The sequence below is a fragment of the Flavobacterium sp. ZT3R18 genome, assembly GCF_007097385.1.
GTDB lineage: Bacteria > Bacteroidota > Bacteroidia > Flavobacteriales > Flavobacteriaceae > Flavobacterium.
This window is the reverse complement of sequence record NZ_VJZS01000002.1, coordinates 97,164-123,339: the sequence shown is the minus strand read 5'-3', so window position 1 is coordinate 123,339 and position 26,176 is coordinate 97,164. Positions and strand designations below refer to the sequence as shown.

Below are 26,176 nucleotides of genomic sequence, written 5' to 3'. Positions count from 1 at the left end.
TTACCCTTTCAAGGCTTCTGCTCCACCAACAATCTCAAGGATTTCATTAGTAATGGCTGCTTGACGTGCTTTATTGTAAGTCAATTTCAATTGATCTCTCAAATCAGTTGCGTTGTCCGTTGCTTTGTGCATCGCAGTCATACGCGCTCCGTGCTCTGAGGCAAATGAATCACGAATTCCTTTGTACAATTGCGTTTTCAATGCTTTAGGAATCAATGTTAAAACGATTTCTTCTTTTGAAGGTTCAAAAAGATAATCTCCTGTTGAAACTGGTTTATCTGATTTTATAGGCGCTAATGGCAAAAACTGTTCCGTTTGAACAATTTGAGTCGCAGCATTTTTAAATTGATTGTAAATCAATTCTATTTTATCGTATTCTCCAGAAACAAATTTTTGAGTTAATGTTTCTGCAATTACAGCCACATTGTCAAATGATAAATGATCAAAAATAGTACTTTGATTATCAACAACTTTAAGTGTTTTTGATAAAATATCATTACCTTTTTTACCTATAGCAAAAATATCAACTTGCTTTCCTGCATAATATTCAGAACGGCTTTTAGCTTCCTTAATTACATTGGTATTAAATGCACCACACAAACCTCTATTTGAAGTTATGGCTACAATTAAAACTTTTTTTACTTCACGTTGTGTTGTAAATTCTCCACCAGCATCACCATCAAGAGTCGCTGAAAGATTTTGTAATAATTCTGTTAATTTTTCGGCATAAGGGCGCATTGCCGTGATCGCATCTTGTGCTTTCTTAAGCTTTGCTGCAGAAACCATTTTCATTGCCGATGTGATTTGCATCGTTGATGAAATGGAAGTAATTCTATTACGGATTTCCTTTAAATTTGCCATTTTTGGTAAAGTTAGAAGATGGAAGATGGAAGCTAGAAGTAAGGATTTAACTTCCTACTTCTAACTTCTGACTTCAATCTTAATTATATTTCGCTGAAATTTCTTTTGCAACAGTTTCAAGAACATCTGTAATCTCATCTGTTAATTTTCCTGCTTTCAAAGCATCAAGAGTCGCTCTGTGTTTGTTGTTCAAGAATTCTAAGAAATCTTTCTCAAATTCTTTCACTTTATTCACAGGAACACTTCTCAACAAGTTTTTAGATCCAGCATAGATAATTGCAACTTGGTCTTCAACAGTATAAGGATCATTCAAACCTTGTTTCAAAATCTCAACGTTTCTTCTTCCTTTTTCAATTACGTTTAAGGTAACAGCATCCAAATCAGAACCAAATTTAGCAAACGCTTCCAATTCACGGAATTGCGCTTGATCTAGTTTCAAAGTACCTGCTACTTTTTTCATTGATTTAATTTGAGCATTACCTCCAACACGAGATACCGAAATACCTACGTTAATCGCTGGACGAACCCCAGAGTTAAACAAATCTCCATCCAAGAAAATTTGACCATCAGTAATCGAAATTACGTTTGTTGGGATATATGCAGAAACGTCACCCGCTTGAGTTTCGATAATTGGTAAAGCAGTCAATGAACCACCCCCTTTTACGATACCTTTTAATGAAGCTGGCAAATCGTTCATGTTTTTTGCAATTCCATCATCAGCAATTACTTTACAAGCACGCTCTAATAAACGACTGTGTAAGTAAAAAACGTCTCCAGGATATGCCTCACGTCCCGGTGGTCTTCTCAATAAAAGAGAAACCTCACGGTAAGCAACTGCTTGTTTAGATAAATCATCATAAACAATTAAAGCTGGACGACCTGAATCTCTAAAATATTCTCCAATAGCTGCACCTGCAAAAGGAGCATAAACTTGCATTGGAGCTGGATCAGAAGCATTAGCTGCAACGATCACTGTATAAGCCATTGCTCCTTTTTCTTCTAACATTTTTGCAATTCCTGCAACAGTAGAAGCTTTTTGACCAATAGCAACGTAGATACAAAATACTGGTTTCCCAGCATCGTAAAATTCTTTTTGATTTAAAATCGTGTCAATACAAACAGTAGATTTTCCTGTTTGACGGTCACCAATAACAAGTTCACGTTGTCCACGACCCACTGGGATCATAGCATCAACCGCTTTTACCCCTGTTTGCAAAGGTTCAGTAACGGGTTGACGGAAGATAACTCCAGGAGCTTTTCTTTCTAAAGGCATTTCGAATAATTCACCACCAATTGGTCCTTTTCCATCAATTGGAAAACCAAGAGTGTTCACTACACGACCTACCATTCCTTCTCCTGCTTTAAGAGAAGCAATACGTTGTGTTCTTTTTGCTGTAGATCCTTCTTTGATTCCTGTTGATGGTCCTAAAAGTACCACACCAACATTGTCTTGTTCAAGGTTCAAAACGATAGCCTCTAATCCGTTTTCGAATTCAACTAATTCACCGTATTGAACATTTGAAAGCCCATAAATAAGAGCAATACCATCTCCAACTTGAAGTACTGTTCCTACTTCCTCTAGCGTAGCACCAGATTCAAAACCTTCGACTTGCTTTCTTAATATTGCTGAAATTTCAGCAGGTTTGATTTCCGCCATAATAATTATTTTTACCTATTTTTTTATATAGATTTAGAATATAAATCAACTAAATCCTTTAAACCATCTATATTACTGTAATCAATTTTTTCTAAGTCATCAATATTTAAAGAAACACCTAAATATTCATTCAATTTTTTATAAAATTTATCTTCCTTACCTTTTTTAATTAGAATTTGAAATCCTTTATCTTTATTAGGCAATTCTAAAACAAAACTTTTATTTTTAACATCTTGACAAATATTAATTTTTTCTGATAAATAAATATCTTTAAAAAATTTCCAAGATGCTGAGCCTAAACTTAGAGAACCTAATCCCAAGGATTTTGAAGCCAATTGATTTAAATCAAGAACAGATGAATCTGAAGTAGTAGTAGTAGGCATACTTTCTATTTTTACATAAATAGCTCTATACTTTGCTTCGGTTCCGTCATCATTGAATACTACAAAAGATACGCCTTCTTTAGCATTATAAGGATAAATCACTGGTTTACCTTTCTTGTTTGTTCCTTTTACTTTCAATGAACTTCCTACACCACCATCTAAATCAGCCATTCCATTTTGAGAAGTAGTTAAATTTTCAAAATCAATAGATATTAAACCTTCAAACTTTTCTCCATTTGATTCAACTACATATCCGTTTTTTTCATAAATATTTGAAGATTTTTTTTTGGCTTCTTCAAATTTTGATACTTCATCAGATTTTTTCACATCTAAAAGAACTTTCGCTTCTCCCAAAGTCATGAATTTTTGACCATTTAAATAGGCATTATTTACTAGCTGAATTAAAAAAGGTCCCTGATTAGCTTGATCCTTAACATCTATATTATAAGTAGGCTTATAAATAAAAGTCTTTTTTGATTCGCTTAATGCAACAGCCAATTTACCTCCAGTTTCTACTGCGTGAACAAGCACTCTACCGTTTAATGACAAAATATCAACAACCAAAACAGGATATGGACTTTGGTCTTCCTTCATAGAAACGTTATAACTTGCTACTACTTGGTTCATAAATGTAGCATTTTGCTCTTTAGAATATTTGTCTGTAAATGCGTCCTGAGGAATATTACCCGAAAAAATAAGTTTGTCTCGTAAAAATAATTGGTAATCAAGAGTAGCTAATTCTTTTTGAATTGCTTCGTTCTCTTTTTGTCCTTTTTCGGCTTCTGCGGTAATACTTGTACGTTCTACTGAGAAAAAAGCATCTAAATTTTCTACTCCATTAACCGTAATTAGATTATATTTTTTAGCTAAAAGAACAGTAATCGCTTTTTTCATATTGAGATTAGAAGTAGATGGAAGATATTCCATTTTTACTTCAGATTTTCTTTTCCCTTCAGCATCATCTGTTATTGTTAAAAAATTTTTAACGTCTGATTCACTTATTTTTAAATAAGTCCAAGTAACAGTTATTGAATTTGAATTATTCAACGATTTGAACTTAAAATCATCTCCTTGTTTTTCAAAGGTTGCAACTGAAACCTGATCAAAAAGAACTTGATTTTTTTTTACAGCTATATCTTGAGAAAAAGATACTATCGAAAATGCAAATACTAAAAAAAATAAAAATTTCTTCATTTCTAAAATTTAATTACTTAACTCTCTTTTTAATACTTGTAATCTGTTGGCAACTGAAGCATTATATTGCTGGTCACCTATTCTTAGAATAAATCCTCCAATGATAGCAGGATCTACTATATTTTCTATTGTGATTTTTTTGTCTGAAAGGGTTGCAATTTTAGCTAAAACTTTAGCTTCAAGTGCAGCATCCATAGCAATTGCTGTAGTTACTTTGGCCACTTCAACATTATTCATGATATCGAATAATTCACTGTATTTTACTGCAATAGCTTCAAGAATTTCGAATCTTTTGTTTTCAAATAACAAATGAAGTAATCCTTTAGTAACATTGTCAACACTAGCAAAAACTTCTAAAAGTGCGCTCTCTTTTACTTCTACTTTTATGGTTGGGTTTTGAATAAAAGTATTCAATTCCAAATTTCCATTGATAGTTGAAGCAATCAATTTCATGTCGTTATTTACAGATTCAGCTACCCCTTTTGAATTGGATAAATCTAAAATTGCTTTCGCATAACGAATTGCTGCTTTAGTACTTGCCATAATTAGTTCAATTTAACGTCACCTAACATTTTCTCAACCAATTTAGTTTGAGCTTCTTTGTTAGATAATTCATCTTTCAATAATTTTTCAGCAATGCTAAGAGACAAAGTCGAAACTTGTAATTTCAATTCAGCCATAGCTGCATTTTTTTCGCTTTCGATAGCCGCTTTAGCTTGTTCGATCATTTTTTGACCTTGAGCTTGAGCTTCATTTTTTGCATCTTCAACCATTTTCTCTTTCATTTCACGAGCATCTTTAAGCATGTTGTCACGCTCTAATCTTGCTTCTTGTAAAATACGTTGGTTGTCTGCTTGCAAGTTTTGCATTTCTTTTCTAGCATTTTCAGCAGAAAGCAAAGCATTTTTAATTCCTTCTTCTCTATCGTTTACAGCATCAAGAATAGGTTTCCAAGCGAATTTTTTCAATAAGAATATTAACCCAACAAATATTAATACTTGCCAGAAGAACAAACCTAACTCAAACTGATTTATTAACTTTTCCATTTTTTATAAATTGTAAATTGTATTTTAAAAAATAAAATTTAATTTGTTTAATATAATTTTCAACATTTAATTAAAACAATAGCTACAACCAACCGTTGTAACTATTGTCTTTTTAGTTTTAATTAAGATGCGAATAACGCAGCAAAACCAATACCTTCAATAAGTGCAGCTGCAATAAGCATTGCAGTTTGGATTTTTCCAGAAGCTTCTGGTTGACGAGCAATAGCGTCCATTGCTGAACCACCAATTCTACCAATACCTAATCCTGCTCCGATAACGATCAATCCTGCTCCTACGATTTGTGGAATTTCCATAATATATATAATTAAAAATTAAACATTCAAATTTAATTTTAGATTGTAGACCTTAGATTTTAGATTTTGAAAATCTGCCATCTGACATCTGAAATCTAAATTTTAGTGATGAGCTTCCTCATGATGATGCTCTTCTACTGCCATACCGAAATACAAAGCAGAAAGCAAGGTGAAAATATACGCTTGTAAAAACGCAACTAATATTTCAAGAATAGAAAGCATAAATGACAATCCAAACGACAAACTGCTTCCTAACCAACTTTTAAAGATAAACATTAAACCGATAATACTCATCAAAACAATATGTCCTGCAAAAATATTTGCGTACAAACGTATCATTAATGAAAACGGTTTAATAAGAACTCCTAACAATTCGATTGGTGCCAATACGATACGCATTGGTTTTGGCACACCTGGCATCCAGAAAATATGTCCCCAATAATTTTTGTTAGCAGTAAGATTCGTAATTAAAAAAGTAAGTATCGCTAACGAAAATGTAATAGTAAGGTTTCCTGTAACATTGATTCCAAATGGCATCAATCCAAAAATATTCAAGAATAAAATAAAGAAAAATATAGTTAACAAGTAACTCATGTATTTTTTATAATGCTTTTCTCCAATATTCGGAATAGCAATCTCGTCACGAATAAACAAAACAACTGGCTCAAAAATACGACCAGCACCAGAAGCAATACCTCCATTTTTAGTATACGATTTTGCCAAGCCTGTAAACAGTACGAACATCAAAAGTGCCGCTATCATTATAGACAATACTGATTTTGTGATCGACAAATCTAGAGGACGAACATTGGTTACAAATCCTGTTTTTTCATCTTCAGTGATTGTTCCAGCCGCATCGGTTTTATAAATTTTTCCGTCGTGGTGGTTTATTTTGTAGAAATTCCCGTTTGATTCTGCTACCGCTTCTCCATGTTCAAATTTTGAAGAAGAGAAAATTTGAAATCCATTATCCCAAATAATAACTGGTAATGAAAAACCGTAATGCACTCCTGTTTCATCATCTTGAAAAAAAGAAAATTCATGAGAGTCTAATACGTGGTGTTTGATAAATGCTTTAACTTTAGACTTCACATCTGTTGGTTCTGCATGTGCTTCATGAGCAGATTTTGCTACTTCATGTGTAGCTACAGTTTGAGTACTTGTGGTATCCGTTTCAGGATTTGCAAAACTAGTAAAAGGAAGACATACTACGAAAGTCGCTATAATAAAACTAAGTGCCTTGTTTGAAATCACCATATCTGTTAAATATCTAAATTTTTTACGATTCTAAAATTTGGTGCAAATGTACATTTTTTATTAATACTCAAAAGCATATAAAATTAAATTTTTCAAACATTTTTATCACTTGTCGTCAATTTACTCTTTTTCGTTGACTAATCGTATTGTAAAAAGTGTTTCAATTGCTAAAAACACAATAAACAAGACAAAAAAGTTTACTCGTTCTATTGGGCTATTGGGCTTTGGGACATGCAATAATGGCCTTACTATCAGATAACAAAAAATCATTTTGACACTTGTAGCCAAGAGAAACGACATCCCCACATTATCAAAACTTTTTTCTTTCACCATCAATAATATTTTAAAAATAACCGTGGATAAAAGAAAGAAAAATAAGTAAAGTACTTCTAAAGAATAATGGAATGTGTTAGTATCTATATTTAAAACATAAAAAATAACTTTATGGATTGTATAAATTATAAGGACAAGAGGTAATAAAGTTAGAAAGGGTAAGAACTTTTTAAAATTCATTGTTGTTGTATATTGTTACTTTTTATTGATTTCGTTTACTTGTCGGATGACATTATATAAAGCCAAAAAAACACCTACCATCACCAATATTTTTACATAATACACTTTTGTACTGGGATGATTGTCGTCTAACCAATTTCCTAGATAGGAAAACAAGAAAATAATAACTCCCATTTGGATTGGGATATTAATTAAGGCCAACCATTTGGTATAGTTGTTTTTCTTTGGGTCATTATTCGTTGTCATTTGCAGCTCCTTGTGTAGCATTGGGTTTCATGATACAGGTTGCACTAAAAACGGCTCCCGGTTCTACGGATAATTTCCCAACAGTAACATCGCCAATAATAATGGCTGATGCTTTTATGTTTAAAGTATCTTCAATCTTCAATTTCCCTTCAAATCTACCTTCTATGTCTGCATTTTGACAAATTATTTCTCCTATCACACTTCCAGCAGGACCTATTACTAACTTCCCCTTCGAAGAAAAATTACCAATAAGCGCTCCGTCTAGTCTGAAATCAGCTTGCGAAATAATATCTCCCTTGATTATGGTTTCCTCAACAATTCTATTGGTTTTCCCTAAAACATCGGTTAAAGATTTCGTTTTTTTATCAAACATAATTACAGTTTTTTAAGTGAAAGATAGGCTTCCAGATTTTTTTTGATTTGAATAATTTTGTAGTTTTCATTAGAAATAATAATTCCCGGCTGATTTATTTTGTATTTTATGTTTTCCACCAAAAGGGCCGCTACAAATTTTGCGTAAGACTCTGTATGTATTCCATGAATCGAAATAAAACTTTCTTTTTCGGTGTATGAATCACAAGTGTATTTTAACTTTTCAACATTTTCATTGGCGAAAAATAACGCTAATTTACTCTCTATTGCTGCAGCACTTTTCTCGTCATTATTGGCAATTCTAAAAATAACCTTCCAATTCTTCGAATCCGCTGTACTAAAATTCATTTGTTCCAAAAGCGGAATTTGGGTTTTAAGAATTTCGATTGCATTTTTCCCTTCTTCAGTAGTAGCGTAATTATCGGCTACATACTGTATGGCGCTTTTATAAGCTTCAAGTCCATACCGTTTTCCAATGGTATAGGCTTTTAGTAATTCGAATTTTGAAACTATCGGATCTCCAGAAAAATCACTTATCAAACCCTCTACTTGTTTTAATACCGATGCAAAATATTCCTCTTCATACAATCTATACAATTTTATATACTCGCCTTCGGGTGTGTCTTGTTGTGTTTCGTTAAGTGAACTCGAATTGTTTACGATGTTTGCATAACGTGAATTAGGATATTGAGTCGTTATTTCATTTTTAAGCGCTTCTGCTTTTGCACTATTCGTGATTTGATAGATTTTATATAAATTATACTTTGTAGGAAGTATCAATTTTTCTTCTGGATTGTAGGCTAATAATTGTTCCAGTTTTGTGCTAGCCAAATTATATTCTTTGAATTTTTCTTTATATGTAACTCCAAGTTTATAATAAGTCAAATTCCTTTCTTTGACGAGGCTGTCAATAACCGTTTGTGATTTTGGAAGTTGTTTCATATAATACTCCGTAGTATATTTTTCGTTTACCACAACTAGAGCTGTTTTGGCAACTGTTGTAGTATCGGTTTTCTTTGCTTCAGGATTATTATCTGTCGCTGAACCAGCTGTTGCCGACACTCTCCAATAGCCGACTTGAGTTCGGTTTCCCCATCTTTTTTTGAACTCTAACTTTCCGTAAGCTACCGCATTGGGATTATAAAAATAGAAAGTGTTTACCTTTTCCTTAACTGTTGGATTGCCATTATCTGGCGGTGTAACTCCTTTTCCCGTATTAGGCATTCCAGGAATTATATTAGAAATAGTTCCATCTGGCACATTCAAAGCACTGTTTAACGCAATGTTGTTTTCTATCTTTTTTTGTTTATCCTCAAGTAGTTTTTTAAGTTCGTCCCTACTCTTTAATTTCTGAATATAGTTTTCGTAATAAACAATTTGCTCTGGCTCTTTTAATGCAGCCACATAAATAATACTATCATTCCTTTTAGCAATAGCTTCATCTAATATGACTTCATCGAGGTCTTTTCTGGTTTTTTGAATCTTTAGAAATTCTCTAGATTTCACATCTAATAATGCCAAACACTGGTCGTAATTTTTTGCTGCATTAAGGTAATCGGCATCTTTGAAATACATATTCCCTATATTTCTATAATTGGAGGCATTCAAGTAAGGGTCTGTAGATTTGGTTTCTAAAGAGGCTTTATAAAAGTCTAATGCCATTTTTTTGTCCTTATTGTTATCATAAAAAATTCCAATGTTATGATAAATCACATCCAAGTAGGGTCTGTTTTCTCTGTCCTTCATAATCTTTTTAGATTTTTCGACAAATAAATCATAGTCCTCGTTTTTATAATTATTGAGCTTCGCTTTTTTGGCGTAAGCCTGAATAACAAACTTTCTTTCGGCTTTTCTATTCATATCAATAACGGTTTGATAAAAATAAATGGCACTGTCCTTTTGCACTGATTCTTCATACAATTGTCCTAATAAAAACGAATACCGTTCTTTATCTTCATTGCGTTTCGTTTTTTTATTGGCCAATTTTAATTTTACAATTGCACTGTCTTTTTCTTCAATATTCAAAAATGCACTGGCTAAAATGGCATTCGCATCAGCAAATTCCTGATTACTTAACTCATTATCTTTAATAAGTTTAGAGGTGTTTCGTATCGCTGCAGCATCATTTCCTAAGCGAATATTTGTTTTTTCACGCCAAATTCTAGCTTCATAATTATTGCTGCTGTTGGGGTATTTGTAAAGAATGTAATTGAAAGCGTCTAGAGCAGGAATAAATCTTTGGTCATAATACCTCGCTTTTCCCAGTAATAGATAGGCTTCGTCTATTTGGTAATTTTTTTCCCTTCCATCAATATTCATGGAATGTTTTTGAATGGCTTTGGTCGCTTTGGCTTCGGCAAGTTCAAAATCGGCATTTTTGGATTTTCCGTCAACTGGCAAATCATCACTGACCTGCATTTTCTCTACAGGTAGGCGTTTCCAAAAATTTTCGGGTGAATTATCTTTTATTCCTTTAACGCCTTTATCTAATGCAATTTGCCCATTATATAAAATATTCAATTTTGTACTTAGGGCGTGGGAATTTCTAGCCAAAAAAGTATCTTTCTTGGTAGAACAAGCTATCAAGAAAGATAAAAATAGTACAGCTAAAATATATTTTGGTGTATTGCTATTCAAGGGTAAACGTTTAGGTCATTAAACTTTAAAAAAAGTATTTTAGTATAATGCCTGGTAAAAATACGTTTCTTTTTGAAATATATAAATTTAAACCGCAAAAAACAATTCTAATTCTTGTAACGTCTCTTTTGAAGTTGGCATATCTTTGACCAATTCCCCTTTATTAAGCGCTACAATTCTATCACAAACATCAACGGTATGCTGTAAATCATGACTGGAAACAAGTACTGTAATGTTTGGGTTGTCTGCCAATTCTTTGATGATTTTTTTCAATCTATTTACCGTTGTGGGATCTAAATTGGCAAAAGGTTCATCTAAAATAATTACTTCGGGATTCCCTATCAAAGTAGCAATGATCCCCACTTTCTTTTGATTTCCTTTGGATAAATCGCGTAAGTATTTTTTGTTTTTAAGGATTTCCCCATTAAAAAATTCTTCGTGTTGAGCCAGTAGCACATCTACATCGGCTTTGTTTTGACCTCTTAAATCTCCAATGAAATAAAAATATTCTTCGGGTGTTAAATATCCAATTAGGAAACTCTCGTCTAGAAACGAAGCCGTAAAGGGTTTCCATGCCTCACTGCTATTTACTTGAACATCATTGTTTATGATATTACCCGTTGTAGGCTGAATTAAATCCAACAACAAACTGAAAAAAGTTGTTTTTCCGGCTCCGTTATTGCCCACCAGTCCAAAACTTTGTCCTTTTGGAATTTCTAATGATTCTATATTTAATACGGTAGTCCCGTTGTATTTTTTGGAAAGATTATTTACTTGTATCATGATAATTTTAGATTTAAGATTTAAGATTTTGGCAGAGACGTTACAGTGCAACGTCTTTACTAATCATCCTTTTTGTTTATAGGCTTCAATGGTTTTGTATTTCTCCTTTTTATAAATTTTTTCTATAAATACAAAAGCTTTATTTTTTAGGGCAAAACCTAGAACACCAACACTAGCAACGAGTGCTAAACCTAAGTTCGCATTCATCAAATAGGTACCCAACCCATATAATGCTACAGGCAAAATCAATTGCGGGATGGTAATAAGCATTGTTTTTACATTAAATGCTTTTTTGTCTCCAAAAGCACCTTTGCCAGAACTCAAATCAATCGGGGTTTTGGTAAAAGCTCCTCCTAATAATACTAATGAGGAATTGACTCCTATATTATAAATGGATCCAACAACTATAATTAAGTAAACAGACCATCCAAAATATAAGTAAAACGAAGCAATGATGGTCGAAACTACTGTAGCAATAACCATCAGCCACCATTTTGAATTCAAATATCCTTTGTATGGAATGTTCTGTGTCATCATAAGTTGATAATAAGCACTATCCCAACTGGGTACAAACTGACCAAAAGTCATTAAAAATCCACCTGACACAATAATACCCGCAACAATTTGCATCACTGGAGGTTGATGCGAATTACTATTGAAAAATAATAGTCCGTAAAACATGAACATAACACTTAATCCAATTGTCGTTTTAGAACGTTTGTTTCTTTTGATTAATTTAATGTCATTTTTTAAAAACGTTCCCAGTGTTCCAAATTGGTTCAACCAAGTTAACTGTTCCGTTTTGGCAATGTCGTTTTTAGCAGATAATCCTGCATCTAGATACAAATCGTCTTTTAGATAATTGTACGTCCAATAATACAATCCTGTCAATACTAAAACAGGAAGTGCGAAAAGCCATTTGGTATGAAATAATGCTTCAAAAAACGGATAGGTATAATTCGTAATATCAAAGAATTTATAATATTGACATCCTGCCAAAATCAGTGCAACAGTAATGAAAATACCCAATAAGTTGTCTTTGTTATTCAATAAAACATTCAAAAAATTATTGCAATACACTAAAGAAAAAAGAGCCATTCCCCAAAGCAAAACAGAGACTGCATCATAGCCTTCGTAAATTAAAGCTGCACAAAAAGGAAGAAAGAAAAACGCATGTACCACATTAAAAAAAGACAACATCGTTTTCCCCAACGAAAAATGTACAATGGTTGACTTTTTGAAAGGCATGGTCAACAATGGGCGAATGTTCATCACTGGAATCGCTTGCAGCAAAAGCCGAACAATCAAATCCATCACAAAGTAATACATCAGGAACTTGTTTATGGTTACTAATGGATCCAATTTCATTTCCTTAAGAATATAAAAAGCCCCTACTCCTAAAGCTAAAAAAGCTACGGCAAAATAAAGGACTAGAAATCCCATTAAAATTTTCAAGGCCAAATTCGATGCGAAAGAAGCAGATCTAGAGAAAGATTTCCACTCGAGGTAAATAAATTTTGTAAACATGGTTGTTGTTTTGGTTCTGTAAGTAAGTATATCGATGTAAGAAAACGTTACAGAAATAAATCAAATTCAAACTTGAATGGGATCAAATTCTTTCAATCCTAAATAGTTTTATTACTTTTGTAAAAAAAATATTCCTATGCCATCCTTCCTAAAACTGATTGTAAAAGAAGTAAAACGTGAAACCAAAGACGCTGTTTCAATACTTTTTAATGTACCCGAAGAATTAAAATCGAATTATACTTTTATAGCTGGTCAATATATTAATTTACGCCTGACTTTAGACAATACCGAGATTCGTCGTGCCTATTCTATTTGTTCTGCTCCTACAAGTGGGGAATTACGAATTGCGGTAAAAGCCGTAAAAAATGGTGCTTTTTCTCAATTTGCTAACACGAAATTAAAAGCTGGCGATGTCCTTGAAGTAGGAAAACCAGAAGGGAAATTTACTTTTGAACCTGAAATAGACCGTCAAAAAAATTATATTGCTTTTGTAGCGGGTAGCGGAATTACTCCCGTTTTATCGATCATAAAATCGGTTTTGAAAAGCGAGCCAAAAAGTTCTTTTGTTCTAGCTTATGGAAACAAATCTCCTGAAGAAACCATTTTTCATCACGAATTGCACGATTTACAATCTCAATATGTGGGTCGCCTTTTTGTGCATTATGTTTACAGTCAAGCTAATGTGGAAAACGCATTGTTTGGTAGAATTGACAAATCTGCAGTAAATTTTGTCTTGAATACCAAACACTCAGCATTGGATTTTGAAAAATTCTATCTGTGTGGCCCTGAAGAAATGATCAATACGGTTTCTGGTGTTTTGAAAGAAAAAAACGTTAAAGAATCGGCTATAAAATTCGAACTATTTAAGGCCTCTTCGCATGAAAATACTATTCAAGAAGCGTTAGTTGGACATTCAAAAATTACCGTTATGGTAGATGATGAGGAAACAACTTTTGAAATGTCACAAAAACAAACCATTCTTGAAGCATCCCTAAAACAAGGAATTGACGCACCTTATTCCTGTCAAGGCGGTATTTGTAGCAGTTGTTTGGCTCGTGTAACTTCTGGAACAGCGATAATGAAGAAAAATTCTATCCTTACCGATAGCGAAATTGAAGAAGGTTTAATCCTGACTTGTCAAGCGCATCCTACTTCGGCTAGTTTACGAGTTGATTATGACGATGTTTAGAAGAGTTTTGAGTCTCAGTTTACAGTCTCAATTTACAGTTTTTCGCGACTGAAAACTGAAAACTATTTTTTTATATGAAATCAACACGAGAAATTTTTAAAGGAAAAGAATATCTTTTGGACGAACCCGAAGTGGCGAAACTATTGGAGTATTGTGAGGAATTGCAAGATGAAATCGTTGAGTTCAAATTTCAAAAAAATGACAATAAAGAGCTTGCCATGCTCGATATGCTCAAAGAAGTTATAAAAGGCTGCAACGCTATCGAAAAAGAACAAATGGAACACGATCGTTTTGGATATGAAGCCCCCGATTATCAAGAAACCATTTCGAATTTGAAACGATATATTTATGGAAGATGTAAGGATGAGAAGATTTATTTGTAGTTCGTCATTGCGAGGAACGAAGCAATCTCATATCGTATATCTATTTCAATAATTTACATAGCTTACTGTTAGTGTGATTGCTTCGTTCCGATAATTATCGGAACGAAGCAAAAACTATAAAACAAGATTAACCACTTTCTCAACAGCAATCGTTCTCATCACATCTTCATACCCTTCTACTTTTTTGTTACCATAAACGGATGTTGGTAATTTTGGATACAAATGGCTATCGGAAACCAAGGCATTTTTAAAGGTTTGATTGAAAGGAGAAAAACCAGCATACGGATGTGTTGCGCCCCAAAGAGTGATTACTTTTACACCCAACATTGCCGCAATATGGGCATTCCCGGAATCCATAGAAAGCATCACATCCAGATTACTGATGAGTTGCAACTCTTGTTGAAACTTGATTTTTCCAGCCATATTGATGACATTATCTTTACCAGAACTTAGCGTATTTAGAATTTCGATTTCTTTTTTTCCGCCACCAAAAAGCAAAATGGTATTGTTTGGATCTAATGCCAAAGTGTCTATTACTTCTTGCATTAAGTCCAGAGGATAGACTTTGGAATCGTATTGTGCAAAAGGGGCAATTCCAATCAATTTTTGTTGCGAATTGCCAATAATTTTGAGAATATCGGAGTCTAAAATGGCTTTTTTAGGAAATATTGGATTGGATAAATTCACAGCAAAACCAAGTTGTTCGAACACTTTGATGTGTCTTTCGAACATGGTAGTCAATGGTTTGAAGACTTTATTTTCGGGACGGGTCAGAGCTTTTTTCTCATCTCTTCCTTTGTCTACTGAAGCTGTATTTTTTCCGCTTAAAGCAAAAAGTGTTCTCACGATTTTAGAACGCAGGACATTATGCAAATCGGCAAAAGCATCAATATTCAACTTATTTAAATCTTGAAATAATCGGCATAGCCCTAGGAATCCTTTGTGTCTTTCTTTTTCATCGAAAGCAAAAAAAGAAAGATTGGGAATTCCATCAAAAAAAGGTTTGAAAAAAGGTCTGGAAACTACCGTAATTTTTACTTCTGGATACTGATTTACAAAAGCCCGTAAAACAGGAACCGTCATGGCGACATCTCCCATTGCGGAAAGTCTCATGACGGCTATATGTTTAATTTTTGGGGACAAAATTGTTGCCAAAAATTATTTTTTGTTTTGATACAAAACGGGATTCAAATCATCGTCGTTGTACATTTTCATTTGTTTGTACACTTTCATGAATTTATCTCCATTTTCGATGTCTGTCAATAAATCATCAATTGCCGTTGACAAATCCGATCTTTGTTCTAAAAGGATGTTCAATTTGGCTTGACATTTGTCTCTGTGATCTTGTGAAGCTTCGGTACGAGTCGCTTCTTCATTCATGTGGTAAATTTTTAGCGCCAAAATAGACAATCTGTCAAAAGCCCAAGCAGGACTTTCAGAATTGATTTTAGCATTCTCTTTAACCACTGCATGACTGTATTTTTGAAGAAAATAACCGTCGATATATTCTACCATATCGGTACGTTCCTGATTCGAAGCGTCGATTCTTCTTTTTAAGGTCAAAGCGGCTACAGGATCAATATTTGGATCACGAATGATGTCTTCAAAATGCCATTGTACGGTGTCAATCCAGTTTTTTAAATACAATAAATGTTCAAATTTCTCTTTTGGGAAAGGATTGTTTATGGGTTGATCTACATTATCAAACTGGTGATAATCTTTTATACTTTGTTCGAAAACAGAATAAGCTAATTTAGAAAACATATCTTTATCATTTTTGTGATACAAAGATACTTTTTATATTTTAAACTATGTAAATTAACAAACACTTTTTTGTCAAAACCCTTATAGAATAAGGGTTTAATCAAATATTGATTAATATATTTATCAAATTTAATCAATAGAATTGATACCAGTTTTCTACCAACGATATTGATTTTTTATTTGTAGGTTTGCAGTAAGAAACACTTACTTACATGAATAAAACTAAATTCAACACGGTTTTTAACCGTAAAAATAAACTGAACCCACAGGGCAAAGGTTTGATTCAAATAGAATGTTATTTGAACGGTCGTAAAAAATATTTTAGTACAAATATTTATTTAGAACCACAATACTGGCACTACAAAAACAAGACAATAAAAACCGATTTTGCAAACGGAATTAAACTAAATAAGCAAATTTCAGAAACTTTGCGAAATTTAGAAAACTTTGAACTGGATTTGATAAACCAAAATAAGCCGTTTAGTTTATCGATGTTGGATGACTTTTTTAAGCCAAAACAAAAATTTAATTTTACGGACTTTTGCGAAAATGAAATTAAAAACGGAAACTACAACAACGCCACAAAAAACAACCAACGCAGTACACTAAAACGATTAAAGCAATTTAAAAACGAAATTGATTTTAATGAAATTACCTTTGAATTTTTGCACGATTTTAACCGATTTTGCGAAAAACAAACTTTGTCTTTTGATGGCAAATGCAAGAAAAAATTAAGACATAACACGATATATAAATATTTTTCAAACATTAAAATCTTTGTCAATTTAGCGATTAACAAAAATTTGATGTCTTATGAAACGTACCCATTCAGAAAGTTTAAAATTAAGTTAGAACCAACCGAAAAAGTATTTTTGAACCCCACCGAAATAGAGTTATTTGAGAACGTGGAACTCACAGGCGAAAACCAAAAATACCAATATGCAAAAGACTTATTTTTGTTTGCCACCTACACAGGATTAAGATATAGCGATGTAATAAGTTTGCAAAAAACAGATTTTGAAACCATAGAGGGAAATAAATATTTAGTAAAGAAAATGGAAAAAACAGGCGATACCATACGATTGCCAATATTTGCAATTTTCAATGGCAAACCCATTGAGATAGTAAATAAATACTTCTCGTTTCAAAGCGTTTTTTGTTTCAATTATTTAACTAACCAACAAATAAACAAAGTATTACTAAAAATTTGTGAACTGGCAAAGATTGAAAAAAAAGTAACCTTTCACACGGCACGGCATACAACCGCTACATACTTACTTTACAAAGGCGTTTCAATAACTACCGTACAAAAATTATTAGGGCATAGAAATCTTGCCACTACTCAAATTTACGGGCATATAATGGATAGTACCATAGAAAAGGAACTATTAGCGGTAAACTTTTAACCAGTTATGAAAAAATACAAATACACCCCCACCACACTTTTTTACTGGCTTGTTGCAAGTATAACCTTATCGTTAATTATTTCGCCACCCGTTTGTATATTGGTTTGTGCCAGTTGGTTTATGTATGCTTTTATAGTTTTTTGCAACAAATTGTAAGCAAAAAAATCGCCTTGCAAAGTATTTTTAGAGTTTTTAAATTTGCCGTATAAACTTTTACAAATGGCACTAACAAGACAACAGGGAGCGTTAAAAAACAAACTTTTACGATACAAAGAAATAGTAAACGAGTATCAAAACCATAACACACAAGACATACCACTTACAGTAATTTGGCGAAATTACATTTACCCAAAATACTACATAAGTAAAAGCACGCTATACAACGCATTGAGCGAACCGATAGAAAAGCAATTAAAAGAACTTGCCAAACTGGAATAAAAAAACGAAACCACACACCAAAACGGATTTTATTTATAATTAAAAACTGGATAAATACACAAATATTTAGCCAAAAGAACCGCACCAACTGGAGCGGTTTTTTATTATACTTTTTTAGATTCGCCACCCACAAACCCACCGCCCAAACTGGAGTGGTTATTTTACACAATTAAATATGAATAATTTTAATACCCACCACACAAATATTAAAATTATTGATATTTAATGACAAAAAAACATCTTTTTTTTTGTTATTTTCGCACTACAGAAACACTTAACAAAACAAAAAAATGAGTAAACAAAGCAAAATCACAGTAAAACATTATTTAAACACTAATTTAAAACCCAAAAAAGAAAACGGAAAAGAAACATATCCAGTTTATGTACAGGTTATTTATGATAGAAAAATTTATAAATTTAAGTCGGAAAATAAATTTTTTGAGTATTTAAGTGATTCACAATTAGAGGAAGAAACATTTATAAAATTTTTAAGTGATGAAATAAAACGAGTCGAAAGATGCGTTATTTTGTTGTCGAAAAATAATGAAAAATTATTAACAAGTAAAGATATTTACAGACTTTCAAAGCCGTTATATATTATCATTGAAAATAATTTCGGAAAGTTAATTGATAAAGAGGTTGAAGATGCCCCAAAGTCATTAACAGATTTAAGTTATTCAGAAATTAATACTTTATTGTCTTTTCTTAATGGATTTCAAGAATTAGACAATAAAAATGAAATAGTAAGTAATGTAAGAACTTGCATAAGTCAAATAAATTACCCAAGTTTCAAAGACTACAATATTAATTATATTGTAGCAGATTTATATTTTGGCGATAATTATATAAAAATTTATGATGATTTATTTAGGTATAGTGTTGATGAAAAAACAACAAAGATTTTAATGAAAGATTTTCAGTATTTAACTGAATTGTAGATATTTAATATTTTTTTTAAAGCGGTTTTAACAACCGCTTTTTTTACGTAAAAATGTTTCAAAACAAAAATTGAAACTTTTTATTAAAAATGTTTGTATTTCGTAATTGAAACTTTATATTTGCAGAATAAATATTGAAAATAACAATTTAAAAAAATAAAAATAATGAATATTCAAGAAATAAAAAAGCAGTTGCCAACTGGTGCAATTAAAGAAATTGCAAATTTGAGCGGTGTACATTATGCAACGGTTCAAGGTTTTTTTAACGGAAAACAAACTAAAGAAGATGTAAGGATTATTGAGGTAACAGCCGAATATTTAGAGAACTACAAAAAGAAAAAGAGCAAAGCAACCGCAAAACTTCAAGCGGTTGCAAGTGCATAAAGTAAAAAAAGGAAACACTTAACAGAATAAAGCGATAAAATGGAATTTTTAGAAACTTACAAAATAGTAGAGGGTAAAATCGAAAAGACAGGAAATAAAATTTTGTTTTCAGATTTTATGTTACAAGCTCGAAGCGAATTTAGAACCAAAGCAATAGAATTAATGCAACTAACAAACGAGGATTTTAATAAAATAATCTTTGAGTATGGTTGTAAGATGGAAGCCAAAAACACGCATAAAAATAGCAAAGGTATAATCAAAGAAAAAGTGTTTTGGGATTGGTTTAATAAAGAAATAGATTGTTTTTGTTTTCAATTTGTAGATGTATGCAAATCACTAAAGACTGCCGAAAATTTTAAAGCAGCATTTTTAGGAGGTTTACAGGAATGCTTTATAAACCAAACTAAAACTGCCGATTTAACAGAACTAATAAAACTTTAAATTTTTTTAGCAAATGGAAAAACTTGAATTTTCGACAAACTGGAATAATAAACTAGACTGTAAATGTTTTACAGCGATTAGGATTTACAACCCTCAAAAGCATTTTAAAGGAAATAAATTTCATATTTTCTTGCAAAAGAAATACAAAGCCAAAGCAGAAATTTTGAGCGTTGGAGTTATAAAAATCGATAGTTTGACGGATTACATTTGTTATTTAGACACTGGTTACAGCCGTGCGGAAACTATAGAAATACTAAAAAAAATATACCCTAGAATTGATTTTAAGAACACACATTTAACCGTTTTGTTACTCAAAAAAATTGAGCTACCAAAACCAAAACAGGAAACCCTTTTTAATTGCTAGTTTATGACAGTACACGAAAAAACACATTTGAAATTGAAAGATTTTGAAACCAAAGTACAGGAACTAATACAAGAACTGGAAGCGGAAAAAGTCAAAAAAAAAGATATTGACAAAGTGAGATTAATTTTAACAAAATGCCAAAGTGCAAAATCGACATTTAACGATAATTAAACCAAATACTAATAATTTATGAAACACTGGAGCGAATTTATAGACAATCGTACCCACGCTACTAAACGGCTCGCAAAACTGGCTAATTCATTAGCTTTTGACGTTCAAGACAAAGAAATGTTATTGACGAATGCAAAGGCAAATCTAGATCGTTTCGAGTTGCAAATTTGTAATAAAATAGCAGGAAACTATAAAAGTGAATGCGAATATGAAAACGCAATTTTGGGCGCAAAACATAAGGCTAATGTATGGAATAATACCCCAACAAATGAACTTAAGAACCCAACCCATAAAAAATAAATTTTAGCCAAATACGCAAAGGAATGAATACAGCAGTAGAACAAACGACACTAATTAAAAAAAGATTACAACCAAAATTAAACAGTATTTAATTATGAATATAAAACAAATGGAAGCAATGCTTCCCGATTTTAGCGATGAAATTTTAAAAGATTTTGAGAAGACACAAGACAACTTTAAAAGCATCACGGTACAAAAAGGTTTACAGATGTTGGAACGTAGAAAAATGGACACTAATACGGCTAAAAAAACGGAGTTTTGGCAAAAGCTACAAAAGAATTTAGAATTAAATCTAAAGCCATTTTTAAACGATTTAGCGATGAAAAAAAGCAACGCAAACAAGGAACGAAAAATAACGGAATTTTTCAAATATATAGATAAAAACACTAATAAATAAAAACTATGGCAAACTTTGAAAGGGTATTATTAGGTAGAAACGAGCAACAAATCAGAAACGAGCTACGTATGTTTGAACCAAGAAAGGAATACTTTCAAAAATTGGTTGATAAATATGCGGAGTTGGGTTTGAAGTCATTACAAGAAAATGACTTGATAGAATTGTTGGAAAATCCTAAAAGTTTTATCACAAAACAGATTACAGCCGATGAAATACTAAACATTGGAGGCTTAAGGTTGAATTCGGAAAAACTATTTGATTTAATAGAAAAGCCCGCAGGAACGGACGAATTTATAAATAAAATTATATCCGATAAACAACACCGCTCTACGATAGAGGATTATCATTTTTATTTAGGGTATTTCATTGTAGGCAATGAAAATAAAATCGAGGTAAAACCCGAAATAATAGAAAGAATAACGGAAAATTGTTCTTTATATATTGAAACCCAAAACCAACTAGACGGGTATAATAAAGTTAATGAATTGGTGCAAATTATCAACGATTTAAACCAATTAACTACAAAAAATAAAATAGGTAGTGACACAGAATTAACGGAGTTAATGGTATGGACAAACGGAACTAATGTGATTAACAAAACAGTAGTTAAAAGATTTTAAACCACAAACTATAAAAGTGAATGCGAATATAAAAACGCTATTTTGAGCGCAAAACACAAAGCCAATACGTGGAATAACAAACCAATAGACAGCCACGAACCAACCCACAAAACCCAAAAATAACCAATAGAAACACTTACAAAATGAACGCAAAACCTATTCAAGAATACAACAAACAAGCACTTATTGATATTGAAAAACATTTAGAGTTTAGCGAGTATTCAAACAGTCAAGTTACCAAAAGAATCACTTATGTAGATTTTGTTGACATAGTGGATGATTTAACAACAATTTTAACCGCTATTGAGGTTATCGGTTTTCAAGGAAGTAATCAAGATTTAGGCACTTGTGCGGGATTGTCACAAATTGCACGAAAGATGTTACCACGTAATGAAATGGATTTTTTAGATAGTTTGTTAATCAAAAAAGAGGGAAACAAAGAAATATTTTCTAAAATCGATACACTTAAGCAATGAACACAGAAATAGCATTAAACCAAGTGGGATTTAGAAACGCAATAGTTTCTAATATCGAATTAGAAAACGGAACGCATACCCAAATAATCACAATTTTCAACAATCCCGAATTTAATTTTGAAGAGTTGAAAATCGGAATTGATACCAGTTTGAACAGCATTAATAAAGATTACCATTCTATAAAATCGGTGCAAACCACATTTAACAGTATCGAAAACGCTAAACTTAAACCGTTTGCGAAATACAAAAAAGTTGAATTTTCTAACCTCGAAAACCTATAACAATGAAAGTAATATTTAGCATACAGAAAGTATATAATTTGAGCGGTGCAACGGCACAAATTAGAGTTAAAATGTTTAACAAAGTGGTTTTTAGATTTTCGTTTAACCCTACTTTAAACCCTATTTAAACAATGGATACCAATATAGCAGTTATCACAGTGCCACTGGCAGAATGGAAGGATTTAAAAACTCAAATGCAAAGTATCGCTAAAAGTTTGCTCGAAATAAAGGGAAAAGATAAAAGCGAGTTTATAACCCCTAAAGAGGTTTGCGAGTTGTTGAAATGTAGCCGTAATACGTACCAAAGTTACATAGAAAAGGGGTTTTTAGAACCTATAAAAATGAAGTCTGAAAAGTACAGCAAACTATTATTTAAGCGTGCGGATATTGAGTATTTTTTACAAAGTAGAATTAACTGAAACACGAACGATTTGAGGGCGGTTTTGGCTCGGATTACTTAAGGATAACCATAGAAACACTTACTTACAGGAATAAAAAAACCGCCTTACTTAAGGGCGGTTTTGGGCTATCTTACTTAAGGATAGCCTTAGAAACACTTACAAAGAATAAACCTTTGTAGTACTGCAAATGTAGTAAAAAAACGAATGATACAAAATGATTGACAAAATAAGGTTTTCAAAAAAAAACCTATCAGAATGCGAGATAAAGAAAATAGTATTAACAAGCCGTTTGCAGTCCTATGATGCAAACGGCTTAAAGCATTATCATAACCAACGAACTAAAAATTTTAACGGTGGTATGTTTATAAAAATTGATACCGATAAAAGCCTAAAAATTGAAGGAAGTTTACATAAATATTTCACGTCTTTAAGGAATAAAAAAACGGATAACTTCGATAGTTTTACGATGTACCAAGCCAAAGAAACACTATTAAAATTGATTGAAAACACAGGGTTTGAAACCAACAATACAGCGATTAATTTTTATGAAATCGGTTTAAATATAATTACTGATATTGAGCCAAAAGAATTGTTAAAAAGTGTTTATAGTATTGGCGATTTTGACAAAGAAAAACTATTTTATATTGATGCTAAATTTAAAAATGAAAGCCAAAAAATAACGGAATATCATAAAGACTTTAGACTGGTTTACAAGGTTTATGACAAAATACACGAAATGAAAGATAATAGAAAAGAACCGCCAAAAAACACTAAAATAATAAGAATTGAAACCATACATAAGAGAGTAGAAAAAACTTTTTTGATTGATTTTTTTACAGATTCAAATTTAAAACGAGTGCAGCGGATTTTTTTTGATAATTGGGATAAACTTAATTTTTTTGTAGAAATAGTTGCACCCAAAAAAACAAGTGTTTCAAAAATCGAACTATCAAAAGTTTTGTATAAAAAAAGTCAGTCCGATGTGTTAAACGGAATTTTTGAGCAATACAAAAACAATACAATGAGTATAAAGATTTATTACACTTTGAAAAGGTTTATAGAGAACTGGGAAAACGAAAAAATAAACTTTGTGCCTACCAAAAGTTTGATTTTTTACCAGTGGGAAAAACTATACAATTCTGAAAAACAATCATATAACAATAAAATAAATTTATAATGATACAATTTGACAAAAACATTTGTTGCAACGGAGCGTATAAGTTCCGTCTTTTTTTTGTTGGTAGCTTGTTGTAAACTTCCGATAGGAAGCTATACAGGCTTTAAGCATAGTAAAAGCAATACAATAACAGTAACCAAAAGGGAACAAAAAAACCTAAAAAGGAATAAATATAAAAAAGGTCGAAAATCAGTAAAATAAGGTACTAAAATTACGGTTTTTTCAAAGGTAATTCAAAAAGTACGCTTAATATTGATTGATAAAGTATAAAACACTGAAAATCAATTAAAAAAGTTTAAAAAAGTGCTTAAATCAATATAAAAACGCCCTTTTCACTTGCAAAGCCGTTCCTAAAGTGAGTTTTTTTGATTGGGGGTTGTATATTCTAAAATAAATTAAAAATATTTCAAAAAGTACCCTATTGTAAAACCCATACTAAAATTACCTTTTACCGTAACTTAACAACATTTTAATATCATTTTAATTACCCTAAAATTCAAAAATACCTTGATAATGAAAAAAGCAAAAAAAAAGCAAGTCGAAACCAAACAAAGAAAAACTTATACACTCGATGACAAAGCCAGTGCAAAGCGTTATTATTTGATTGGTTTAACACTGCAGGAAATTAGTAAATTGATTAACGCACCTGTTAGAACAATTGAAAAGTGGCAAATTGCCGAAAACTGGAAACAATTAAGAGAAACAAACCAAATACACTCTAAAGCACTGGATTTGTATGTAAGTGGCAAAACATACAAAGAAATAGCAACGTTGCTAAACAAAAGCACTGCTACAGTTTGGCGTTATCTAACAACTGCAAAAAATGAGCGAACCAATGGCATTAAATAAAACCAACGTCAAAGGTTTGTATTTGACAAACGAGGGCAAAGCGTGGCACAAAAGCGCAAAGCGTGAAATTAAAGCCACTACAAACGGAAAAATAAGGTTTAACGGCAAATTGTACGATTTGCAAAAGTTAATTGATTTAAATAAGCCAAACGCTACCAAACCCAAAGGAGCGAACCCAAAGCCAACACTTAAAAAAAGTGTTTCTATTCGTGAACTTCAAAAACAGGGATTTAAGAAAACGAAAATAAGCGGTTTATTTGCGACAAATAAAGGACTTTGCTATAATTCCATATCAAAACGAAATTTAACCACTACAAAGGGCAAAATCACTATAAACGGCAAAGCCTATAACGTGGCAAAGATAATTCTAGAAACATTTTGTAAAATTCCGATGCGAAGCGGTCAAATGGTTTTTAAAAATGGCAACGACAAAGATTTTTACTTTGAAAATTTAGAATACAAAAGCACAATAAAACAAATCGCACCCAATGAAACCGACTTAATACATTGCATACGCTTTTATTTTGAAGTCGATAAAAAGCTACATAATAGAAGCAATTTAGTAAGATACTATTTAAGTGAGATTGTGAAAATTAGAGAATTTGCAAACCAATACAACGGCAAAGATTTTGATTTGTTTATTGAGTACATAAAAACAGACTATTGGATTTTATCAAATAATCAAAAAGCGGTTTTTGATAAATTCAACTATACAGCCACCAACGGCAAAAACGCAATAAATAAATATTTGGGTTTATTGATTTGTGAATGTTTGCAGGATTTTGAAAACGGACTTTTGACAGTCAAAGGATTTAAACCAAAGCCACCAACGAAAACACAAAAATTAAGGGATTTGCAAAAGTCAGTTAATGAGTGGGGTTTAAATGTTAAAATACCTTTGCGAAAAAAAAGCAATAGAGAACTATTAAGCGACTATGATAAGCATTTGAAAGAGATTGTCAGCAAAATAAAGAACCTCGAAAACGAACCGCCAAAATAAGGCGGTTTTTTCTGTTAAAAATAGTTTATAAAGTATTCTTTGAACTTTTTATTTTTAGTTTAATTTGTTGATTTTAAATAATTTAAAAAAATATTATTTCGACTGGTAGAAAATAAGTATAAAACAACACCTTTTTTAGGTCAATTTTTGAGGTTTTACAATGGCTTTGATATTTGCAAATTTTTTGAGGTTTTACGATAATATCGTACTTTTTTAGGTCAATCAAAAATACAGGGACAACTGGAGCGGGTCGCACTGGATTGGGTCGGTTCAGCAGTTGATTAGTTGCCAGTTCCCACGGTTCAGCAGTCCATTGGCTCGCATTGGATTGGGTCGGGTCAGCAGTCGATTGGTTGCCAGTTCCCACGGTTCAGCAGTCCATTGGCTCGCATTGGATTGGGTCGGGT

The 26,176-nt window shown here is 32.0% G+C and carries 33 protein-coding genes; 19 read left to right on the top strand and 14 right to left on the bottom strand.

Translation table 11 applies throughout. From position 1 onward, the window contains the following. The 12 genes from atpG to FNW52_RS03020 all read right to left on the bottom strand — a co-directional run bounded on the left by atpG (position 1) and on the right by FNW52_RS03020 (position 12,790). Positions 1-861, bottom strand: coding sequence for an ATP synthase F1 subunit gamma (atpG, locus tag FNW52_RS03080; protein ID WP_116759854.1), 861 nt, complete (start codon positions 859-861; stop codon positions 1-3). Between the two features lie 79 nt (positions 862-940). Next, positions 941-2,518 carry a F0F1 ATP synthase subunit alpha gene (gene atpA, locus FNW52_RS03075; protein WP_116759856.1) on the bottom strand — a complete coding sequence of 526 codons (1,578 nt, stop codon included), beginning with the start codon at positions 2,516-2,518 and terminating at the stop codon, positions 941-943. A gap of 23 nt (positions 2,519-2,541) precedes the next feature. After that, positions 2,542-4,095 carry a hypothetical protein gene (locus FNW52_RS03070; protein ID WP_143375959.1) on the bottom strand — a complete coding sequence of 518 codons (1,554 nt, stop codon included), beginning with the start codon at positions 4,093-4,095 and terminating at the stop codon, positions 2,542-2,544. A gap of 9 nt (positions 4,096-4,104) precedes the next feature. Next, entirely contained in the window at positions 4,105-4,638 is a 534-nt protein-coding gene (gene atpH / locus FNW52_RS03065; RefSeq protein WP_143375958.1) for an ATP synthase F1 subunit delta, read from the bottom strand. A gap of 2 nt (positions 4,639-4,640) precedes the next feature. Then, complete coding sequence (locus tag FNW52_RS03060) at positions 4,641-5,141, bottom strand: F0F1 ATP synthase subunit B (protein WP_143375957.1); 501 nt, start codon at positions 5,139-5,141, stop codon at positions 4,641-4,643. A 122-nt stretch (positions 5,142-5,263) separates the two neighbouring features. Further along, the gene (atpE, locus tag FNW52_RS03055; protein WP_185965906.1) at positions 5,264-5,455 is read right to left on the bottom strand and encodes an ATP synthase F0 subunit C; all 192 of its coding nucleotides are present in this window, start codon (positions 5,453-5,455) and stop codon (positions 5,264-5,266) included. 102 nt (positions 5,456-5,557) lie between these two features. Next, positions 5,558-6,712 (bottom strand): F0F1 ATP synthase subunit A, encoded by a 1,155-nt coding sequence (gene atpB / locus FNW52_RS03050; protein WP_143375955.1) that lies wholly within the window; start codon positions 6,710-6,712, stop codon positions 5,558-5,560. A gap of 528 nt (positions 6,713-7,240) precedes the next feature. Beyond that, positions 7,241-7,471 carry an AtpZ/AtpI family protein gene (locus tag FNW52_RS03040; RefSeq protein ID WP_143375953.1) on the bottom strand — a complete coding sequence of 77 codons (231 nt, stop codon included), beginning with the start codon at positions 7,469-7,471 and terminating at the stop codon, positions 7,241-7,243. Next, the gene (locus FNW52_RS03035) at positions 7,458-7,844 is read right to left on the bottom strand and encodes a polymer-forming cytoskeletal protein (protein WP_143375952.1); all 387 of its coding nucleotides are present in this window, start codon (positions 7,842-7,844) and stop codon (positions 7,458-7,460) included. The genes FNW52_RS03040 and FNW52_RS03035 overlap by 14 nt, the downstream gene beginning before the upstream one ends. A gap of 2 nt (positions 7,845-7,846) precedes the next feature. Then, positions 7,847-10,480 (bottom strand): lipopolysaccharide assembly protein LapB, encoded by a 2,634-nt coding sequence (locus FNW52_RS03030; RefSeq protein ID WP_143375951.1) that lies wholly within the window; start codon positions 10,478-10,480, stop codon positions 7,847-7,849. Positions 10,481-10,567: 87 nt separating this feature from the next. Further along, complete coding sequence (locus tag FNW52_RS03025) at positions 10,568-11,263, bottom strand: ABC transporter ATP-binding protein (protein ID WP_143375950.1); 696 nt, start codon at positions 11,261-11,263, stop codon at positions 10,568-10,570. A gap of 63 nt (positions 11,264-11,326) precedes the next feature. Beyond that, complete coding sequence (locus FNW52_RS03020) at positions 11,327-12,790, bottom strand: DUF5687 family protein (protein ID WP_143375949.1); 1,464 nt, start codon at positions 12,788-12,790, stop codon at positions 11,327-11,329. A 136-nt stretch (positions 12,791-12,926) separates the two neighbouring features. Between FNW52_RS03020 and FNW52_RS03015 the strand changes: the two genes are divergently transcribed. Next, positions 12,927-13,979 (top strand): ferredoxin--NADP reductase, encoded by a 1,053-nt coding sequence (locus FNW52_RS03015; protein ID WP_143375948.1) that lies wholly within the window; start codon positions 12,927-12,929, stop codon positions 13,977-13,979. A gap of 74 nt (positions 13,980-14,053) precedes the next feature. Continuing rightward, positions 14,054-14,362 (top strand): hypothetical protein, encoded by a 309-nt coding sequence (locus FNW52_RS03010; RefSeq protein WP_143375947.1) that lies wholly within the window; start codon positions 14,054-14,056, stop codon positions 14,360-14,362. Between the two features lie 114 nt (positions 14,363-14,476). On the opposite strand, the gene FNW52_RS03005 is transcribed toward FNW52_RS03010, so the two are convergent. Then, on the bottom strand, positions 14,477-15,475 hold the full coding sequence (locus FNW52_RS03005) for a glycosyltransferase family 9 protein (RefSeq protein ID WP_143375946.1): 999 nt from the start codon (positions 15,473-15,475) through the stop codon (positions 14,477-14,479). Between the two features lie 45 nt (positions 15,476-15,520). Then, on the bottom strand, positions 15,521-16,126 hold the full coding sequence (locus tag FNW52_RS03000) for a DUF4254 domain-containing protein (protein ID WP_143375945.1): 606 nt from the start codon (positions 16,124-16,126) through the stop codon (positions 15,521-15,523). Between the two features lie 212 nt (positions 16,127-16,338). On the opposite strand from FNW52_RS03000, the gene FNW52_RS02995 reads away from it, so the two are divergent. The 17 genes from FNW52_RS02995 to FNW52_RS02925 all read left to right on the top strand — a co-directional run bounded on the left by FNW52_RS02995 (position 16,339) and on the right by FNW52_RS02925 (position 25,769). Further along, on the top strand, positions 16,339-17,532 hold the full coding sequence (locus FNW52_RS02995) for a site-specific integrase (protein WP_143375944.1): 1,194 nt from the start codon (positions 16,339-16,341) through the stop codon (positions 17,530-17,532). 219 nt (positions 17,533-17,751) lie between these two features. After that, positions 17,752-17,970, top strand: coding sequence for a hypothetical protein (locus FNW52_RS02990; protein ID WP_143375943.1), 219 nt, complete (start codon positions 17,752-17,754; stop codon positions 17,968-17,970). Positions 17,971-18,260: 290 nt separating this feature from the next. Continuing rightward, on the top strand, positions 18,261-18,908 hold the full coding sequence (locus FNW52_RS02985; protein WP_143375942.1) for a hypothetical protein: 648 nt from the start codon (positions 18,261-18,263) through the stop codon (positions 18,906-18,908). Positions 18,909-19,073: 165 nt separating this feature from the next. Beyond that, positions 19,074-19,292, top strand: a complete 219-nt coding sequence (locus FNW52_RS02980; RefSeq protein ID WP_143375941.1) for a hypothetical protein — start codon at positions 19,074-19,076, stop codon at positions 19,290-19,292. Positions 19,293-19,331: 39 nt separating this feature from the next. Further along, positions 19,332-19,733, top strand: coding sequence for a hypothetical protein (locus FNW52_RS02975; protein WP_143375940.1), 402 nt, complete (start codon positions 19,332-19,334; stop codon positions 19,731-19,733). A 13-nt stretch (positions 19,734-19,746) separates the two neighbouring features. Beyond that, entirely contained in the window at positions 19,747-20,097 is a 351-nt protein-coding gene (locus tag FNW52_RS02970) for a hypothetical protein (protein ID WP_143375939.1), read from the top strand. Between the two features lie 3 nt (positions 20,098-20,100). Next, positions 20,101-20,268: a hypothetical protein gene (locus tag FNW52_RS20650; RefSeq protein WP_185965905.1), complete on the top strand. Its 168-nt coding sequence runs from the start codon at positions 20,101-20,103 to the stop codon at positions 20,266-20,268. A gap of 18 nt (positions 20,269-20,286) precedes the next feature. Continuing rightward, positions 20,287-20,568: a hypothetical protein gene (locus tag FNW52_RS02965; RefSeq protein WP_143375938.1), complete on the top strand. Its 282-nt coding sequence runs from the start codon at positions 20,287-20,289 to the stop codon at positions 20,566-20,568. A gap of 94 nt (positions 20,569-20,662) precedes the next feature. Next, on the top strand, positions 20,663-20,965 hold the full coding sequence (locus FNW52_RS02960; RefSeq protein WP_143375937.1) for a hypothetical protein: 303 nt from the start codon (positions 20,663-20,665) through the stop codon (positions 20,963-20,965). 5 nt (positions 20,966-20,970) lie between these two features. After that, positions 20,971-21,585, top strand: a complete 615-nt coding sequence (locus tag FNW52_RS02955) for a hypothetical protein (protein WP_143375936.1) — start codon at positions 20,971-20,973, stop codon at positions 21,583-21,585. A gap of 143 nt (positions 21,586-21,728) precedes the next feature. After that, positions 21,729-22,061, top strand: coding sequence for a hypothetical protein (locus FNW52_RS02950; RefSeq protein ID WP_143375935.1), 333 nt, complete (start codon positions 21,729-21,731; stop codon positions 22,059-22,061). Further along, entirely contained in the window at positions 22,058-22,342 is a 285-nt protein-coding gene (locus FNW52_RS02945) for a hypothetical protein (protein WP_143375934.1), read from the top strand. The genes FNW52_RS02950 and FNW52_RS02945 overlap by 4 nt, the downstream gene beginning before the upstream one ends. A 2-nt stretch (positions 22,343-22,344) precedes the next feature. Continuing rightward, positions 22,345-22,470, top strand: coding sequence for a hypothetical protein (locus FNW52_RS21050; RefSeq protein WP_255515468.1), 126 nt, complete (start codon positions 22,345-22,347; stop codon positions 22,468-22,470). A gap of 3 nt (positions 22,471-22,473) precedes the next feature. Further along, on the top strand, positions 22,474-22,761 hold the full coding sequence (locus FNW52_RS02940; RefSeq protein ID WP_143375933.1) for a helix-turn-helix domain-containing protein: 288 nt from the start codon (positions 22,474-22,476) through the stop codon (positions 22,759-22,761). 196 nt (positions 22,762-22,957) lie between these two features. Next, positions 22,958-23,920, top strand: a complete 963-nt coding sequence (locus tag FNW52_RS02935) for a hypothetical protein (protein WP_143375932.1) — start codon at positions 22,958-22,960, stop codon at positions 23,918-23,920. Positions 23,921-24,433: 513 nt separating this feature from the next. Further along, a complete protein-coding gene (locus FNW52_RS02930; RefSeq protein WP_143375931.1) occupies positions 24,434-24,769 on the top strand; it encodes a helix-turn-helix domain-containing protein in 336 nt (111 codons plus the stop codon). After that, positions 24,756-25,769, top strand: a complete 1,014-nt coding sequence (locus tag FNW52_RS02925) for a hypothetical protein (protein WP_143375930.1) — start codon at positions 24,756-24,758, stop codon at positions 25,767-25,769. Before FNW52_RS02930 ends, FNW52_RS02925 begins: the two co-directional genes overlap by 14 nt. Positions 25,770-26,176: the final 407 nt, after the last annotated feature.

Coding starts and splice junctions, on each gene's coding strand:
- atpG (WP_116759854.1), bottom strand. CDS start 861: ATGGCAAATTTAAAGGAAATCCGTAATAGAATTACTTCCATTTCATCA.
- atpA (WP_116759856.1), bottom strand. CDS start 2,518: ATGGCGGAAATCAAACCTGCTGAAATTTCAGCAATATTAAGAAAGCAA.
- FNW52_RS03070 (WP_143375959.1), bottom strand. CDS start 4,095: ATGAAGAAATTTTTATTTTTTTTAGTATTTGCATTTTCGATAGTATCT.
- atpH (WP_143375958.1), bottom strand. CDS start 4,638: ATGGCAAGTACTAAAGCAGCAATTCGTTATGCGAAAGCAATTTTAGAT.
- FNW52_RS03060 (WP_143375957.1), bottom strand. CDS start 5,141: ATGGAAAAGTTAATAAATCAGTTTGAGTTAGGTTTGTTCTTCTGGCAA.
- atpE (WP_185965906.1), bottom strand. CDS start 5,455: ATGGAAATTCCACAAATCGTAGGAGCAGGATTGATCGTTATCGGAGCA.
- atpB (WP_143375955.1), bottom strand. CDS start 6,712: ATGGTGATTTCAAACAAGGCACTTAGTTTTATTATAGCGACTTTCGTA.
- FNW52_RS03040 (WP_143375953.1), bottom strand. CDS start 7,471: ATGACAACGAATAATGACCCAAAGAAAAACAACTATACCAAATGGTTG.
- FNW52_RS03035 (WP_143375952.1), bottom strand. CDS start 7,844: ATGTTTGATAAAAAAACGAAATCTTTAACCGATGTTTTAGGGAAAACC.
- FNW52_RS03025 (WP_143375950.1), bottom strand. CDS start 11,263: ATGATACAAGTAAATAATCTTTCCAAAAAATACAACGGGACTACCGTA.
- FNW52_RS03020 (WP_143375949.1), bottom strand. CDS start 12,790: ATGTTTACAAAATTTATTTACCTCGAGTGGAAATCTTTCTCTAGATCT.
- FNW52_RS03015 (WP_143375948.1), top strand. CDS start 12,927: ATGCCATCCTTCCTAAAACTGATTGTAAAAGAAGTAAAACGTGAAACC.
- FNW52_RS03010 (WP_143375947.1), top strand. CDS start 14,054: ATGAAATCAACACGAGAAATTTTTAAAGGAAAAGAATATCTTTTGGAC.
- FNW52_RS03005 (WP_143375946.1), bottom strand. CDS start 15,475: ATGAGACTTTCCGCAATGGGAGATGTCGCCATGACGGTTCCTGTTTTA.
- FNW52_RS03000 (WP_143375945.1), bottom strand. CDS start 16,126: ATGTTTTCTAAATTAGCTTATTCTGTTTTCGAACAAAGTATAAAAGAT.
- FNW52_RS02995 (WP_143375944.1), top strand. CDS start 16,339: ATGAATAAAACTAAATTCAACACGGTTTTTAACCGTAAAAATAAACTG.
- FNW52_RS02990 (WP_143375943.1), top strand. CDS start 17,752: ATGGCACTAACAAGACAACAGGGAGCGTTAAAAAACAAACTTTTACGA.
- FNW52_RS02985 (WP_143375942.1), top strand. CDS start 18,261: ATGAGTAAACAAAGCAAAATCACAGTAAAACATTATTTAAACACTAAT.
- FNW52_RS02980 (WP_143375941.1), top strand. CDS start 19,074: ATGAATATTCAAGAAATAAAAAAGCAGTTGCCAACTGGTGCAATTAAA.
- FNW52_RS02975 (WP_143375940.1), top strand. CDS start 19,332: ATGGAATTTTTAGAAACTTACAAAATAGTAGAGGGTAAAATCGAAAAG.
- FNW52_RS02970 (WP_143375939.1), top strand. CDS start 19,747: ATGGAAAAACTTGAATTTTCGACAAACTGGAATAATAAACTAGACTGT.
- FNW52_RS20650 (WP_185965905.1), top strand. CDS start 20,101: ATGACAGTACACGAAAAAACACATTTGAAATTGAAAGATTTTGAAACC.
- FNW52_RS02965 (WP_143375938.1), top strand. CDS start 20,287: ATGAAACACTGGAGCGAATTTATAGACAATCGTACCCACGCTACTAAA.
- FNW52_RS02960 (WP_143375937.1), top strand. CDS start 20,663: ATGAATATAAAACAAATGGAAGCAATGCTTCCCGATTTTAGCGATGAA.
- FNW52_RS02955 (WP_143375936.1), top strand. CDS start 20,971: ATGGCAAACTTTGAAAGGGTATTATTAGGTAGAAACGAGCAACAAATC.
- FNW52_RS02950 (WP_143375935.1), top strand. CDS start 21,729: ATGAACGCAAAACCTATTCAAGAATACAACAAACAAGCACTTATTGAT.
- FNW52_RS02945 (WP_143375934.1), top strand. CDS start 22,058: ATGAACACAGAAATAGCATTAAACCAAGTGGGATTTAGAAACGCAATA.
- FNW52_RS21050 (WP_255515468.1), top strand. CDS start 22,345: ATGAAAGTAATATTTAGCATACAGAAAGTATATAATTTGAGCGGTGCA.
- FNW52_RS02940 (WP_143375933.1), top strand. CDS start 22,474: ATGGATACCAATATAGCAGTTATCACAGTGCCACTGGCAGAATGGAAG.
- FNW52_RS02935 (WP_143375932.1), top strand. CDS start 22,958: ATGATTGACAAAATAAGGTTTTCAAAAAAAAACCTATCAGAATGCGAG.
- FNW52_RS02930 (WP_143375931.1), top strand. CDS start 24,434: ATGAAAAAAGCAAAAAAAAAGCAAGTCGAAACCAAACAAAGAAAAACT.
- FNW52_RS02925 (WP_143375930.1), top strand. CDS start 24,756: ATGGCATTAAATAAAACCAACGTCAAAGGTTTGTATTTGACAAACGAG.